This window comes from Ignavibacteriales bacterium (assembly GCA_016709765.1).
Taxonomy (GTDB): domain Bacteria; phylum Bacteroidota; class Ignavibacteria; order Ignavibacteriales; family Ignavibacteriaceae; genus IGN3.
This window is the reverse complement of the sequence record JADJMD010000013.1, coordinates 977311-992224: the sequence shown is the minus strand read 5'-3', so window position 1 is coordinate 992224 and position 14914 is coordinate 977311. Positions and strand designations below refer to the sequence as shown.

Sequence of the window (14914 nt, the reverse complement as noted above, 5' to 3'; positions counted from 1 at the left end):
ATTTGCGCTTAGCAACTAAAATAATTTTATCTCTTTTCCGACTTCTGCAATTTGTACTTTAATATTTTTATACTGCTTAAGGATCGCGCTGCCAATCCAATCTAAAGCATCTTCATCTCCGTGAGTTAGAATTACATTATCGGGTTTTAGTTTGTCAACAATCTTTAGCAATTCTTCTCTTCTTGCGTGTGCAGAAAATTTAAAGTTTTTTATTGTGCAATTAACTTCGATTGGCTCATCAGAACTGGTAAACTGTATTTTATCTCCGTGTTCAGAATTTGCAATTGAGAAACCAGGAGTATCTTCAGCCATATAACCAACAGAAAAGATTGCGGAATCTTTCTGCTTAAGCCATCGCTTTGCAAAAGTAAAAGATGAAGTACCTTGAATCATCATTCCACTTGAGGCCAGTACAATGCAGGGATGTTTAAAAAACTCTTCGGGATTAAATATTTCATAATAATCTTTTTGCGGAATTGAATTTAATTCAAAGTCTTCATTAACTCTGCGCACTGTAAAACGGTTGTAATCGTAAGCACGATTTATTTTTGTTCCGAGTCCGCCTGTATAAATATCTACGGTTGTAAGTTTATGTTTTTGCATCAGCAGCCAGATAGTTGCAAGCATTTCCTGCATTTTGCCCAAAGAAAAGACAGGAATAAGAACTGATCCACCGTTATTTAAAACATTATTTGCTTCCTTTGCAAAACGCAATGATTCTGCACTCCAGTTTAAAAGTAAATCAGAATCTGTTGCCCCGTAAGTTGTTTCAAGAATTAATGTGTCAACTTTTGTTTCCGGCAGATCTGCGCCGTTTAGAAGTGTTTGAGATGTAAGGTTAATATCGCCGGTATAAAATATTTTGTGGCCGTTGTTTTCTAAAAGTATTCCCGCAGAACCAAGAATATGCCCCGCATCATAAAAAGTGCAATTAACTTTTGAATCTTTTGATTGATGATAAGAATTAAGTTCAAATTGATTTTGATATTCTTTATAGTCTATCATCTTAATTAAAAGATCAACTTCATCGTGTGTGTAAAATTCAAAATCAGGTTCTTCTATTTCTTTTTTTAGGATTGAAACCGAATTGTGAAGTGTAAGTTCAGCAAGTGCTCGTGTTTGCGGCGTGGTAATAATCTTAACGTAAGGAAATTTTTTTACGAGAAAGGGGAGCGAACCAATATGATCTTGATGTGAGTGAGATATTAAGCAGTAATCAATAGGTTTGTCATTTAGCAAATTAAAGTTTGGAAGTGATTCGAGCCCTTGTTTTTGGGGATGAATTCCGGAGTCTAAAATTATTCCGGTGCCGTTAAAGTTTAAGTAATAGCTGTTTGCGCCAATTTCATTTCCACCGCCAATCGGAAGAAACGAGATCATTTATTTTCTTCTCTCATTTCGTTTTCGATATTATCCAGATCAACTTGGTTAAGAACTACTTTTTCAGGAATTTTAAATTTTGATGCAGGAACCGAACCATCTTCGTTAATTCTAGTAGCAGCAACTGTTCTGTTTATCCCCCCTGATTGAGTTTCTGATTTTAATGTTAACCATTTCCAAACCCAAATTTTTGTTCCGATATTTTTCATTTCATAAATATCGCAATTCTTTCCTAAAAATTCATCCGATCCAACTTTGTTATACCCATCGCTTAACAACATTTGTTCGCCAAATTCATTAAATCCTTTTTGGTTTTTTAAATCTTCTATTGATTTTAATATCGGGTTTCTTGTTTTTGTACCGCTGTTCTGATCGATGTTAATCATATACTGATACTCACCGTCGATAATGTTTACAAGATTTAAAGACTTAGTAAATCCGCCAACGCTTAAAACCGAGCGAGTATATTCAGCCTGCCTCATTCCCCAATCATCAAAGTATAAAGTTTTTGTTCCTTCCTGCGAACCGGTTATTATATATTCAATCACTCCGGATTTAATGCCGTATCGTTTCTGAAAGTCAGATGATGATTTTGTTTGAGAATTATCTGAGCTATCTTTTGAATTATCTCCGCAGCTTGCAAAAGTTAATGCAAATAAAATAATAATCGGCAATAAAAATAATTTTTTCATCGTTTTCTTTTTTTCTGATTTTGTTGAATAGAAAATAAGGAAAGCTAAAACTTACATCAATAAAATTTACTTAATCTAAAAAATTTCTTGTGTCAAAATTGACGTGAAAAAATAATTATTCCTTAATTGCCCAAATTACATCAGATAAAGTTTCTTTATCTTTTCCTAAATTAAATTTTAAAAGATAGCTTGGATTAAAACCCAACATATACTTTTCAATTCTTACTTTAAGCCACGCAATATCTGATTTTAATTTCCAGTGTTCATTATTTGGTGAATATAAAACAACAAACAATCTATTCTTCAAGTGTTTTCTTTGCTGCTGCGATTGATGTTGGTATAACCATTTAATTAGTTCATCTGTTTTTTTTATTGCATCATTTATCGACAGCGGAAAATTTTTAGGAAAGACAGAAGTTTTGTGATCAAAAGAAACCCCATCAATTGCAAAATCTACAAGTTTGTCTTTTGTGTTAAAAGCTGGTTTTACATTTGGAAGGGAACAGAAAATGTTTTCAACAGCGTGTGCTGACCAGAAGTTGTACCATCGGTTTATTGAGTAATTAAAGTAAAGATCAAATTCTTTTTCTGATTTGAATCTTTTATCTATTTCTTTTAAAACTTCTTCAAAAGCAAAGGTATGGTAAATAAAGTTTGTTTGTTTATCGAAGTTGTCGTTTTGTTTTTGTCCCCATTTGTAAGGATGTGTAAGTCGTTTTTTAAGTTCAGATTCTATTTGAGTTAAATTGTATTTCATTTCTTCTGAAAAACAAAAATGTACTCATGCTTAAAGACATAAAATCCGCCTGCTAATGCGCGGTACCGCCACAACTCTTTTTGATTTCGCTTTGCTGTGGTTTCTTCAAAGTTTTTTACAATTGTGGATTTTAAAATCATTCCGCGTTTTAAAACTTCCTGCATCACATAAAACCCTAACGGAATCCATTCGCCATTTGAGTATTTATCACTGATAACAATGGCAGCAAATCTTTTTCTATCTAACGAAGGAAGACAATTATCCAAAACGTTTCCAAATCCTTTCAAAAATTCTCCAATTGATTTTGCGTTTGATAAATCGTTTTTATTTTCACTAAACTTAATTATATCCCAATAAGGTGGATGGAATATTTGAAACTGGAAAGATTTTATTTTTAGTTCAGATAGAATATTTTGAAATGCAACTGAAGCACTGTCTCCGTTTACAAATTCTAATTTCACTATATCTGGATTTTCTTCATTTGCAATACTCTTTTTAGTTTGTTCTAAGACTCTTTTAGATAATTCAATTCCAACCGCATTTCTACCCAAACGCTGGGCTTCTATTAGAGTTGTTCCGCTGCCAAGAAATGGATCCAAAACCCACTCGCCTTTTTTTGTGTATCTGCGTAAGAGCTGATTTGGAATCTGCGGAATAAAATTTCCCCAATATCCTGCGTGATGAGCACCTGAATTATCGCGTTTATTTAATACCCACAAGCTGTCTGTTATAATATCATCATATTCTTTCCAACGATTCAGATTTAAATCATTAATCTTACTTTGTTTTATTTCTGTTAAGCTCTTTTTCAATCTTTTAACATAATACTTTGTTCGTTCGATAGTTTGAGTTTCTAAAATTTGGTTTATTTCTCCGATTAAATATTCTTTTGAAACGGTTGAGAATTCATTCCGTAGATCAACGCTTTTACTTTTTTGTTTTTTAAGATTTAACAATAAATCAGAAAAATCTTTTTTGATTTCATTTAAATCAGATAATTCTAAAGAAGTTAAAATTATGTTTAGCAAATCTTTTTTCATTAAAATTATTTTACTTCTTCGTTAAATCGTTTTATTACCATTTCCGAAATAGTTTTACCAATACTTAAAGAGGCTGTTGCTGCCGGTGATGGTGCATTTAAAACATGAACCATTCTTTCTGCTTCGACAATTCTGAAATCATCAACAAGCTTTCCATCGCGTTCTAATGCTTGCGCCCTAACTCCCGCGCCGCCTACTTCTATATCATTCATTTGTATTTCTGGAATTAGCTTTTGCAATGATTGTACAAATAATTCTTTACTGAATGATCTTCTAAATTCCTGGAATCCCATTTGATAATACTTTGCAGCCATTTTCCAGAATCCCGGATAAAGTTTCATCTCTAACAAATCTTTAAATGAAAAATCTGTTTTCTTATAACCTTCACGTTTAAATGCAAGCACAGCGTTTGGTCCTGCCTCAATACCACCATTAATCATTCTTGTAAAATGAACTCCTAGAAATGGAAATTGCGGATCGGGGACAGGATAAATTAAATTATTAACCAAATATTCTTTTTCTTTTTTGATTTGGTAATACTCGCCGCGGAAAGGAATGATTTGCAATTTTGGATCAACACCAAAGAGTTTAGCAATTCTATCTGATTGTAAACCGCCGCAGTTTACGACAAACTTTGTTAGGCATTCCTCGTGTTCTGTACGAAGAATTAAATCTTTTCCATCTCTTTTAACGGCAGTTAATTTTGAGTTTAATTTTATTTCACCGCCTTTTGCTTTTATTAGTTCTGCATATTTATTTGTAACCGCAATATAATCAACAATACCGGTTTGCGGAACAAACAAACCATCAATACCGGATGCATGTGGTTCATATAGTTTGATTTCCTCTGCGGCAATTCGTTTGATGCCGGTTAATCCATTTGCTCTGCCGCGTTCTTCCAGCATATTTAGAGCAGGAATTTCCGCTTTATTTGTTGCCACAACTATTTTTCCACATTTATCATGTGGTAAATTGTGTTCTTCACAAAAAGCATACATCATATCTCTACCAGTTGTACAGTTGGTGGCTTTTAGTGAACCCGGTTTATAATAAAGCCCAGAGTGAATAACGCCGCTATTATTTCCTGTTTGATGTGCTGCAAGGACAGATTCAGACTCTAATAAAAGTAGTTTTACGCTTTTTTCTTTTAAAATTGAAAGAGCGGTTGCCGTTCCAACGATTCCACCGCCAATTATTGTAATATCGTAAGTTTGTTTCATGTGTGATGTATTCAACTTTATAAGATTTTTAGCAAAAAAGAACTTGACAATTAAGCTTATGTGTTATAACATATAATCGTTGTTTTAGAAAATTTAATTACAAAGTATGTCTCTTTTCAGCATCAAATTTAACTAAATGAATGAACCAATTAAACAATTTTTAGACAATTAAATTTAGTGCGTGATTACTATGAATAAAAAACAAAAATATTTTTTAACGATTGGAATTATTTTAATAGCTGCCGCGTTATTGTATTGGATTGCACAAGGCAGTGAAATTTTAACAAAAACTCAGGTTCTTGTTGATAAAACAACTGATCTGGACAGAATGCTTGGCGTAGAAAACAAACAATACGTTGATAAATTTGTTTTGGGTCTGGATTATGCCGGAGGCTTTTCCACCGTGGTTACTCTAATATCAGGAATTTTTATTTATTTATTTAGAAACAAACAAAAGGAAATCAAATGAAAAAAACTCTCTCAATCTTTGCGGTAATGATGATCTTTACTGCATCAATTTTTGCACAAGGTTTTAAAGTTAAAGCTAGTGGTGAACAAACCTTTAACTTTACAGATAAAGGCGGAAGAAACCAGACCACCTTTTTTAGTACAACTCCGCTTGAAGATATTAATGGTTTAGGAAACGGCGTAACCGGCAGTGTTAGTTTTAATGTAAACGATTTGAAAACATTAAAAGGAAAAATTTCGGTCTCTGTTGCCTCAATTAAAACAGGGATTGATTTACGTGATGAACATATGCGCAGCGCAGGATGGTTAAATGCGGAAACCTATCCTGAAATTTCTTTTGAAATTAAGAAAGTTAGCGATGTAAAATCTCTTTCAGACAATAAGCTTTCTGCAAACATAACAGGTAGTTTTACAATGCATGGTGTAACAAAAGAAATAAAAGCCAAGGCAACATTAACATATCTTGATGAAAGTGAAACTACAAAACAAAGAGCACCTGGCGATTTATTAGGCGTTCAGGCAAAGTTTGATGTTAAACTTTCCGATTTTGGAGTAAACAATAAAGTAGTTGGACAAAAAGTTTCTGAGAATATTGAAATAGGTGTAAATATAACCGGATCGAATGCTAAGTAAGTGAAATAGATGGATTAGTTACAAACCCGATTCAGAAATGAGTCGGGTTTTTTTATTTTAGCACATCACAATTTTTATTTTATGAATAAAACAATTACAATTTTTGGCAGTGCGTTGCCTGAAGAAGATGATGCGCAATATAAATTTGCATATCAACTTGGGTCGGCTTTAACAAAAAAAGGATTTAATATTTGCACCGGTGGTTACGGCGGGATAATGAATGCGGCATCAAAAGGAGCGTATGATAATGGGGGATTTGTTTATGGCGTTACCGTCGATCTTTGGAATTCCGAGCCGAATCCATATATAACTATTGAAGTTAGAGAAGAAAAATTATTTGACAGAATAACAAAGCTAATTGAACTCGGTGACGCTTATGTAATTCTTCAGGGTGGCACAGGTACATTCTTAGAGTTTGCAGCTGTTTGGGAATTTGCAAACAAGAATCTTCAATCACCAAAACCTATTATTTGTCATTCCCAAATGTGGAGAGAAATTGTTGGTATAATGAACAAACAAATGGCGCATGAAAAAAGAAGGACAGATTTGATAAAATGTTTTGATAGTGTTGATGAGATTGTTGAGCTATTAAATAAAAATCTGTAGGCGGCTCTCTAATAATTCCCAAAAGCATAATTTTCATTCCCGCAAAAGCGGGAATCTGTTTTATTTAAAGAGTTCTGGATTCCCGTTTTCACGGGAATGACAAACGCATCATTAGCTAAATACTTTTATAAACCATTTCAACATCCAATTCTTTTACACATTTGAATTGAACATCTGTGCGTGAGCAGATGAGTGGTTTTGGTGAGTAGAAGAAACATGGTGCACAATCTAAATTTAGCGATACAATTTTGTGTTCTGTTTTCCATGGGTGAATGTAATATGTATTGGTTGGTCCGATTATCGCAATAACTTTTAATCCCAATGCAGAAGCAACGTGCATTAACGCTGAATCATTTGTAACAAACACAGTGCATTGTTTCATTATTGAAATGCTTTGCAAAAACTTTTCTGTTTTTATCACAAACGAATTTTTAGAATCAATCATTTTATTTATTGATGATTTTAATTCTTCTTCTTCAGGTCCGCCGAATAAAAGCACTTTTGCGTTTTTTTCTTTGATGAGTTTAATACCAAGCTCAGCAAATTTTTCAGGTTCCCATCTACGCTTTATATGATTTTTTAAAGTTGCACAACCGGGATGAAATCCAACCACAAAATCATTCTCTAAAATATTATTTTCTCTAAGAAAATTTGCCGCATAAGATTCATTATCTGCAGAAATCAAAATCTGCATTGATGGTTCTTCGCCAAACTTTTTGTTCAACAGTTTTTCCACAAGCTTAATGTTTGTTTGTGCGTTGTGTGTTTCATCATTCTCTAAAAGCTTAACATTGTTTAACCAGCTTAGATTTTGATTATTCATTCTTAAATAATCCACAGCGGCGCGCTGCTTTGCACCAATTAGAAAACTTATAATATTATATTCTTTTCTGTTAGACGGATAAACATTTATTGATGCATCGTATTTGTTTTTTAATCCCAAAATAAATTTTAAAGAATTTATTGTGCCTTCTTTTAGAAAATCAAAATGAATTACATTGTTAAAATTTGGATTACTTTCATAAATTTCTTTGATTCCTTTATACATCACAAGAGCATCTATTTGTGCGGTTGGATTTGATTGCCGCAGTAGTTTTAAAGCAGGAGTAAACATCAAAGCATCGCCAATGCCGGAAAGTGCAAGTACTAATATTTTCATAAAAAAATAATATTAAGTCGGTCTTTAAAAAAGTCATTCCCGAAAAAGGGGAATCTATTGTTTATTTTAATATAGATTCCTGCTTTCACGGGAATGACATTAGAAAAATTTATTTTGCTTTACTTGTATCTACCCCTTGAACAAGTGCCATGTACTTTTGAATGTTTGCCTTAATGTTTGGGTCTTGTGGATAAATTGTTTCAAGTTTTTGCCAAATCTCAAGCAACTTATCATTTCTTTCTTGCGATTCATAAAGATCAATTAATATTCTGTAAGGGTTATAATACGATTGAACATCTGATGGATCTTTTTCTAATTTTTCAAGAGCAAGCTTTTCAACATCCAAAGCATACTTATTAAACTTATCTTTTTCACCGGCACGCAAATAAAGATTGCTTATTTCATAGAGCAAACCGTAATCCATGGGTAAAAGTTTAATCGGAAGTTTTTCATCCATTGCATCTAGTGTATTTATTGCAAGATCATTTTGCCCGTTGCCAATGTAATAAAGCGTTAATCTTAAAAACGCGTTTCTATAATTTTGTACCATTCGCTTGTGGTTATCATCAAAGAAAATATTTGGATTATTTAATCCGCGGAATTTAAATCCTGGTTGATAATCTTTACTGTAACCAACTGCTTCCGTAAGATTTGCTTTTATAATATTTGGTTCTATAAACTCATCGTTTGCTTTGCGTTTTTCAGGAACCAAACGGAAAGCCATTCCTTCCATTCTCAAATAATCACTCAACCCAATTTTGCTGTCTTCAGAACAAGTAACCGCAAAATAAATTGGTCTTTCCCAATTATTTGATTCAACAATTTCTTTAACCATTAAATCCTGCACACGAACAGCCTGTACCTTTCCATAATTAAGTGTTGGGTTCATTGTCCAAGTAATCGCCCCTTGTTTTAATACCGAGGTATCACGCAAACCAAACTGCTGCATAATATCAGAATACGTAACCCGACTATTTGGGCTTGGAAGTGGAACAGTAATGTTTTTTGCAGACCATTGTATGGGCCGTAACTCTTTTATTTGTAGATCGCTTAAGCGCATTTTTACAGTGCCAACTTTATAAGGATCGTTATTTTTAAGCTGCGATATATACCAATCAGTATTTAACAAACTTAGGTTAGCAATTCTAATATCGCGCCTTACACCCTCAACATCCTGCAAATACCAAAGTGGGAATGTGTCGTTGTCACCATTAGTGAATAACACAGAATTTGGTGCGCAGCTTTGTAATAGATTATAAGAATAATCCCAAGGAACCCAGTTGTTAGATCTATCATGTGTAAAATAATTTGCCTGTAGCATTCTAACGGGAACGAACAAAATTCCCAGAGCCAAAACACCATATGCAGCGGCATTTCTGGCAGAACTACTCTTTACTTTTTCTTGTATTAAATCAATCAAGCCTCTTAAACCGATTGCAATCCAAATTGCGTAGACAAAGAATGCGCCCACATAAAAGTAATCTCTTTCCCTTGGCTGCGGCTGCTGTTGATTTTGATAGAACGCAGTTAAGTGTCCCATAAAAATAAACATTATCATAAATACGGCTGCCATTTTCCAATCCTTGCGGAATTGAAAATAAATTCCAAGCAAACCAAGCAAGAAAGGAATACCAAATAATGAATCTTTTGTTTCGCCGGCAAAGTTAACGCCAATAAGTTTTCCAAAAATGTTTCCAATGCCATTAAATGGAGCAATGTTTGCACCCTGATCTTGTTCCCATCCTTCACGACCTGCAAAATTCCATAACAAATATCTTGTCATCATATGGTTCATTTGGTAAGTATAAAAGAAATCAAGATCAGACGAATAACCGGTGTAAACAATTTGTTGATGTGGTTCAGTTGCGAATCTTCTTTTAAATGTTGGAAAATCCCCATACTGTTCGCGATTAAGGTATTTTACAAGTTCAGTAAATTTATCCGGAGCATTTTCATTCATTGGTGGATTTTGATTTGAACGAATGATAACCATCGCAAAGGTCATAAATCCAACAAGTATAAAAATGAAAGACATAAATAATAAGTGCAGTGTTGGCTTAGATTCTTTTTTTGAATAGTGAACACCGTAACCAAGTCCGGCAAATAGAAGGACAAGAATACTCAATTCTGTCGCAATATTATCACCGCCAATTGCAGTCATAGCTTCGGTAAGAAATTTTACTACGCCAGGATAAGTTGCAAACAATGCTATTCCGCCTATTATAAGAGGCATGTAGAATGAATTTCTTGTAAAGATTTTTTTATAGTAAACACCCATAATAAGTGCACTAATGCCAACAACAAAAAGCTTAAACTTTGTATCAAAGTCTTTGTACTCTTCAGCTGTTGGCGCAGATTGTGTCTTTTGAGAACTCCACCAAAAAACAGCAAGCAGAAGAATAACCGCGGCGTGGCCCAAGAATATGTAGCCGGTCTTCTTTAATGATTCTTCATCATTAACATATTTTTTAAACATAATTATCATTACAACGGGTACTATCGCAAGTACGCTCATCAAATGTACGCCGGTAGCAAGACCTATTAGATAAGCGATCATCAAAATATATTTTTCACTGTCTTTGTTATCTGCTCGTTCATTCCAACGAATAATTAAGTATGTGACTGCTGCAAACAAAAACGTACTAAATGCATAAACTTCAGCCTCAACACCGTTAAACCAGAAAGTATCGCTAAAAGAAAAAGCAAGTGCGCCAATTGCTGCAGAAACATACGTTGTTATTGCATCAAACATATTATCTGCTTTTTTGCCTTTATAGTTTTCTATAAGTTTTACAGCAATCAAATAAAGAAAGAGAATAGACAACGCGGATGAGATAACAGAAATCATATTAACGCGATAGCCGAGGTTATCTCCGATAGGAAGCTTTGAAAAAATATTACCAAGCAGTAAGAAAAACGGAGTTCCCGGTGGGTGCGGTACTTGTAAAGAAACAGATGCTGCAATAAACTCGCCGCAATCCCAAAAGGAAACAGACGGCTGCACTGTCATAAAAAGTACGATAAAAGAAATTATAAAAACAATTCCTGCAAAAATTTTATTAAGCAGATTGAAATTCATTACTACCTCTAATTTAGATAAGCACTGTGGTTTTTAATTAAAAAATTTAATAATCGAATGTTTTTTAGACGTTCAACTTTCAGATTCGTTGTTTTTTTTGAATAAGTGGTCATATTTAGATTTATCTACAGGAACGTAAAATTTGTCATATAAATCTTTTAATCGCTTCATCGAAACAGTGTCAAAATCCTCATCATCTTTTTGGCGCTTCACGAGTTTTTTGTAATCCTCAAGCTCAGCGCGATCCATCTTATTTTCAAATCTTTTTAGAAAATCTAAATATTTTTGCTGATCTCTGAATGCCAATGAGAATCCCTTTATTATTGGATAAGCAAAATTTAATCGTGCAAAAAATAAAGAAACTTTAAGTGGCAAAAAAATTGATATTATCGGTTTTTCGTTGTAAAAACAGGAGATTGTTTTCTAAAACAATTATTCAGCGTAATAAAAATTAAATACAAATGTTGATCTTTTAAAAAATATGATTTAAGTTAAATTAACTTTTGTATTAAATCTTTACTAGTTAGAGTAAAAAAAGAGGCTGAAATGGATTATGAAATAAAGGTCTCTGAATCTGGTAAATATATTGTAGTTATTGTTAACTCCGATATGACCAAGGAACTGGCAGAGCAAGTTGGGAAAGAAGCGATACATGTAAGCAAAAAAAAGAATATAAATCTTTTTTTGTATGATTTAAGAAATTCAGTTAATAAAGAATCCGTAAACTCAAACTACATTTTTGCCAATCAAGATATCAACCGCATACAACCCGATCACTCAAATAGAATTGCAATGCTTACCAGCCCAAAAGATAAATCACACAATTTTGTAGAAACTGTTCTTAGAAACGCGGGACACAATGTTTTAATTTTTAGTGATAAAGTAAAAGCACTGGAATGGCTTCTTGAAGAAACCGAGATGCTTTAGCTTTGGCAATAAATGCGCATTCGCAAATCTCCAAAAATTATCTGGTTGTGATTTTACATTTCCCCAATTAGCTTTCGCCATATAAAATATCATCAAAGGGTGCCCGATGAAAACTCTAATTTCTTTCCTGCTCGTTCTCTCAATTTTTGCATCTACAAACGCACAAGAAACAGCGTCAAAAAAAATTGTTTTGCTTCCACTCATTTCAAGTGGAATTGAATATAACTCAGTCAAAACTGCTGAATCAATTCTAAGAATGGAATTGAGTAATGAAGATAATTTAACGGTTGTTTCAGAAAAGAAAACCCTTGCCGCACTTGGTAACGATGATTGTGAGGATGAAGATTGCGCAAAGTTGCTTGGAGAGCAGCTAAACGCTGATGAGATTTTAATTTGTAACCTTAATCCACTTGGAGAAAAACTAATTGTACAATATCAATTAGTTGAAACATCAACCGGAAAAAACATTTTATCTGAGCGAACCACAGCTACAAATATTGAAGATCTTGATGCCGTTATGAAGCGAGTTGCAATTAGCGTTGCAAGGGAAACCCCGTTTAATTCAAATCAGGAGGTCGGAAATATTGTTCATCAGGAATCGATAGAATCATTACGCCAAAAAGCTCGTTACAATTTTGGTGTTGGATTTGGATATCTGTTTCCTATACATGGATACGATACAGATAAAAAATCTTTTACTTTAAACGCTTACTTTGATTATGAACTTCAGGATGTCGCAGTCGGCTTTATGCTCGGGGCAAGAAAAGGGTTTGCAATAAATCTTTACGGAAATTATTTGTTCACCAAAACAGATTTTTGTCCGTATCTCGGTGGATCATTAGGGTTTCATTGGGTTTATAATCATTCGGATGAAAACCGTTATTATTTTGATCCGAATCCAAATAATAAAGATGAAGATGGAATTGAACTTGGATTTGAGGCTGGCGTACGACTTTTACATACCTATAGCTTTCAGTTATTTATTAAAGGCGAATACATAATGACTTTTAATGATTTTAACGATAAAGCGTTTGTGTTTACGATTGGAATTTTATAAAACCCATTCGCTCAACTTTTATAAAAAATATTGTTGGAGGAGAATTGAAAAAGTTATTAACCTTTTTATTATTGTTTGTTCTCTTTTGGGGATGTGGACAAACAGGAATCATTTCAATCCCGTTTCTTGAACCAAAGCCCTATAATTTAGGCAAGAGGGATATAATTAAATTTTACAGAGAAGATAAAATATTTTCTGATAGTTGTGAAGTTTATTTACAGGAAATAGATACTTCTCATATTTCATACTGGGATCGAGGAATAAAGCTTGACAAAACAAAACCGAAAGACTATAAAATCTATGAAGACATGATCGATTGGTTTGATTTAGAAAAAACAAATCTGCACAATTATAAAAGCCCAGAGATATTTTTTGCCGATGAATTTAATAAAGCATTCATTAAAGGATTTAGATCTGGGGACGATAGATTTATAAAAACAGAAGCAATTACATATAAAGATTTAGAATTATTTGATTTTGAAATTATCATAAAAGAACTACCCACTAATCCTAAAAAAAGTATAGAGCTTCGCCAACCAAAACAACTTTCAGAATTTTGTAAAGAGTTCAAGCACAAGTACAAAGATGCGGATTTTGTTATAGTTAATTCTGGGCTCGGGGTTACTCTTGGTGCTTTTGATGGTTTTACACCATCATTTTTAAACACAAGCAAAAAGAGAGCTTGTGCGATACTTGTGCCTAAAACAATTATAGATTTAAAACAGGAAAAAATAGTCGCATATTTTTTAGAACAGAATAATATATACTATTCTGGGTTTGATACTATTAAAGAGGGAATGGTTAAGGAATTTGAGGAAGTTGGCAAAGCATTTAATTCAGATTTTTAAGTAGGAGTAAAAATATCTTGATAAAACACATTGTCTTCTGGCGCTTGAATGAAAGTGCTTATGGAAAGGATAAACAAACTAATGCACAAATCTTAAGGGAAAAACTTCTTGCAATGCAAGGCAAAGCTGATGGTTTACTGAAAGTAGAAGTTGGATTCGACTTCAGTAGTGAAAAAGATTCCTGTGATGTTGTACTGTATTCGGAGTTTGAAAACAAAGAAGCATTACACCAGTATCAAATTCACCCGGATCACGAGGAAATAAAAAAATGGCTCGACGAAGTTCGCTATGAGAGAAGAGTTGTGGATTATGAGATATAAACATGAAAAGCTATAAAAATAAATCATTATTGATAATTCTTCTGTTAATAATTTCTTTTGTCGGAAATATCTACGGCCAAAACAATGATGCAGATAAAAAAGGAACAAGAACAATATATCTAATCCGCCATGGTCAATATGATGAAGCTGATGAAAGAGATGAATTTATCGGCAAGGAATTATTACCTCTCGGGATTGCACAAACAAGATTGCTTGCAGCAAGACTAAAGGCAATGCCGGTTAAGTTTTCTTCACTCACCAGCAGTACGATGACACGTGCAAGACAAACTGCTATAATAATCAACCAGGAATTTCCCGAACTTAAATTGAAACAAAATAAATTAATAAGTGAATGCACTCCGCCAACTTGGCGAAAAGATGTAATGGCTAAAACCGATTCTCTAGAATCTTTAGAATGTGTTGATAATATAGAAAAAGCATTTCAAGAATATTTTATACCATCTCCGGATAAAAATGATAGAAACGATATTATCGTCTGCCATGGAAATGTTATCCGATACTTTGTAACAAAGGTTCTTAAAGTTGATACAATGTCATGGCTGCAAATGAGTATCACAAACTGCAGTTTAACTATTATTCGTATAACTCCGAATGGTACGATGAAGCTTGATACAGTTGGTGATTATGGACATCTTCCGGAAAATATGAGAACTTTTACTGGTGGAGAAAATGAAACAAAAGAATTAGTAGTTCCAACAATAAAATGA

General features: G+C 33.4%; 16 protein-coding genes. 8 read left to right on the top strand and 8 right to left on the bottom strand.

Annotation, left to right across the window (positions count from 1 at the left end; all coding sequences use genetic code 11):
- Positions 1 to 15: 15 nt before the first annotated feature.
- The 5 genes from IPJ23_13965 to lhgO all read right to left on the bottom strand — a co-directional run bounded on the left by IPJ23_13965 (position 16) and on the right by lhgO (position 5089).
- Positions 16 to 1380: an MBL fold metallo-hydrolase gene (locus IPJ23_13965; GenBank protein ID MBK7631781.1), complete on the bottom strand. Its 1365-nt coding sequence runs from the start codon at positions 1378 to 1380 to the stop codon at positions 16 to 18.
- Complete coding sequence (locus tag IPJ23_13960) at positions 1377 to 2072, bottom strand: hypothetical protein (protein ID MBK7631780.1); 696 nt, start codon at positions 2070 to 2072, stop codon at positions 1377 to 1379. Before IPJ23_13960 ends, IPJ23_13965 begins: the two co-directional genes overlap by 4 nt.
- A 115-nt stretch (positions 2073 to 2187) precedes the next feature.
- On the bottom strand, positions 2188 to 2829 hold the full coding sequence (locus IPJ23_13955) for a hypothetical protein (protein MBK7631779.1): 642 nt from the start codon (positions 2827 to 2829) through the stop codon (positions 2188 to 2190).
- Positions 2826 to 3869, bottom strand: coding sequence for a DNA methyltransferase (locus tag IPJ23_13950; GenBank protein ID MBK7631778.1), 1044 nt, complete (start codon positions 3867 to 3869; stop codon positions 2826 to 2828). The genes IPJ23_13955 and IPJ23_13950 overlap by 4 nt, the downstream gene beginning before the upstream one ends.
- A gap of 5 nt (positions 3870 to 3874) precedes the next feature.
- On the bottom strand, positions 3875 to 5089 hold the full coding sequence (gene lhgO / locus IPJ23_13945) for an L-2-hydroxyglutarate oxidase (GenBank protein MBK7631777.1): 1215 nt from the start codon (positions 5087 to 5089) through the stop codon (positions 3875 to 3877).
- Between the two features lie 190 nt (positions 5090 to 5279).
- On the opposite strand from lhgO, the gene IPJ23_13940 reads away from it, so the two are divergent.
- The 3 genes from IPJ23_13940 (at position 5280) to IPJ23_13930 (ending at position 6796) form a co-directional block, all read left to right on the top strand.
- Positions 5280 to 5558, top strand: a complete 279-nt coding sequence (locus IPJ23_13940; protein MBK7631776.1) for a hypothetical protein — start codon at positions 5280 to 5282, stop codon at positions 5556 to 5558.
- The gene (locus tag IPJ23_13935; protein ID MBK7631775.1) at positions 5555 to 6190 is read left to right on the top strand and encodes a YceI family protein; all 636 of its coding nucleotides are present in this window, start codon (positions 5555 to 5557) and stop codon (positions 6188 to 6190) included. The genes IPJ23_13940 and IPJ23_13935 overlap by 4 nt, the downstream gene beginning before the upstream one ends.
- A gap of 81 nt (positions 6191 to 6271) precedes the next feature.
- Positions 6272 to 6796, top strand: a complete 525-nt coding sequence (locus tag IPJ23_13930; protein MBK7631774.1) for an LOG family protein — start codon at positions 6272 to 6274, stop codon at positions 6794 to 6796.
- A gap of 115 nt (positions 6797 to 6911) precedes the next feature.
- Here IPJ23_13930 and IPJ23_13925 read toward each other — a convergent pair whose 3' ends face one another.
- The 3 genes from IPJ23_13925 to IPJ23_13915 form a co-directional block, all read right to left on the bottom strand.
- On the bottom strand, positions 6912 to 7955 hold the full coding sequence (locus IPJ23_13925) for a glycosyltransferase family 9 protein (protein ID MBK7631773.1): 1044 nt from the start codon (positions 7953 to 7955) through the stop codon (positions 6912 to 6914).
- A 109-nt stretch (positions 7956 to 8064) separates the two neighbouring features.
- Complete coding sequence (locus IPJ23_13920; protein ID MBK7631772.1) at positions 8065 to 11034, bottom strand: DUF2723 domain-containing protein; 2970 nt, start codon at positions 11032 to 11034, stop codon at positions 8065 to 8067.
- A gap of 72 nt (positions 11035 to 11106) precedes the next feature.
- On the bottom strand, positions 11107 to 11340 hold the full coding sequence (locus tag IPJ23_13915; protein MBK7631771.1) for a hypothetical protein: 234 nt from the start codon (positions 11338 to 11340) through the stop codon (positions 11107 to 11109).
- 240 nt (positions 11341 to 11580) lie between these two features.
- Here IPJ23_13915 and IPJ23_13910 point away from each other — a divergent pair, with 240 nt between their 5' ends.
- The 5 genes from IPJ23_13910 (at position 11581) to IPJ23_13890 (ending at position 14914) form a co-directional block, all read left to right on the top strand.
- Positions 11581 to 11961: a hypothetical protein gene (locus IPJ23_13910; GenBank protein ID MBK7631770.1), complete on the top strand. Its 381-nt coding sequence runs from the start codon at positions 11581 to 11583 to the stop codon at positions 11959 to 11961.
- Between the two features lie 106 nt (positions 11962 to 12067).
- Positions 12068 to 13018, top strand: coding sequence for a hypothetical protein (locus tag IPJ23_13905; GenBank protein ID MBK7631769.1), 951 nt, complete (start codon positions 12068 to 12070; stop codon positions 13016 to 13018).
- Between the two features lie 44 nt (positions 13019 to 13062).
- A complete protein-coding gene (locus IPJ23_13900) occupies positions 13063 to 13866 on the top strand; it encodes a hypothetical protein (protein MBK7631768.1) in 804 nt (267 codons plus the stop codon).
- Positions 13867 to 13883: 17 nt separating this feature from the next.
- Positions 13884 to 14186, top strand: a complete 303-nt coding sequence (locus tag IPJ23_13895; protein ID MBK7631767.1) for a Dabb family protein — start codon at positions 13884 to 13886, stop codon at positions 14184 to 14186.
- Between the two features lie 2 nt (positions 14187 to 14188).
- Positions 14189 to 14914: a histidine phosphatase family protein gene (locus tag IPJ23_13890; protein MBK7631766.1), complete on the top strand. Its 726-nt coding sequence runs from the start codon at positions 14189 to 14191 to the stop codon at positions 14912 to 14914.

Bases quoted from the DNA above. Each gene is read 5' to 3' on its own strand.
- IPJ23_13920 (MBK7631772.1), bottom strand. From the start codon at position 11,034: ATGAATTTCAATCTGCTTAATAAAATTTTTGCAGGAATTGTTTTTATA.
- IPJ23_13890 (MBK7631766.1), top strand. From the start codon at position 14,189: ATGAAAAGCTATAAAAATAAATCATTATTGATAATTCTTCTGTTAATA.
- IPJ23_13930 (MBK7631774.1), top strand. From the start codon at position 6,272: ATGAATAAAACAATTACAATTTTTGGCAGTGCGTTGCCTGAAGAAGAT.
- IPJ23_13960 (MBK7631780.1), bottom strand. From the start codon at position 2,072: ATGAAAAAATTATTTTTATTGCCGATTATTATTTTATTTGCATTAACT.
- IPJ23_13950 (MBK7631778.1), bottom strand. From the start codon at position 3,869: ATGAAAAAAGATTTGCTAAACATAATTTTAACTTCTTTAGAATTATCT.
- IPJ23_13935 (MBK7631775.1), top strand. From the start codon at position 5,555: ATGAAAAAAACTCTCTCAATCTTTGCGGTAATGATGATCTTTACTGCA.
- IPJ23_13955 (MBK7631779.1), bottom strand. From the start codon at position 2,829: ATGAAATACAATTTAACTCAAATAGAATCTGAACTTAAAAAACGACTT.
- lhgO (MBK7631777.1), bottom strand. From the start codon at position 5,089: ATGAAACAAACTTACGATATTACAATAATTGGCGGTGGAATCGTTGGA.
- IPJ23_13910 (MBK7631770.1), top strand. From the start codon at position 11,581: ATGGATTATGAAATAAAGGTCTCTGAATCTGGTAAATATATTGTAGTT.
- IPJ23_13925 (MBK7631773.1), bottom strand. From the start codon at position 7,955: ATGAAAATATTAGTACTTGCACTTTCCGGCATTGGCGATGCTTTGATG.
- IPJ23_13905 (MBK7631769.1), top strand. From the start codon at position 12,068: ATGAAAACTCTAATTTCTTTCCTGCTCGTTCTCTCAATTTTTGCATCT.
- IPJ23_13965 (MBK7631781.1), bottom strand. From the start codon at position 1,380: ATGATCTCGTTTCTTCCGATTGGCGGTGGAAATGAAATTGGCGCAAAC.
- IPJ23_13940 (MBK7631776.1), top strand. From the start codon at position 5,280: ATGAATAAAAAACAAAAATATTTTTTAACGATTGGAATTATTTTAATA.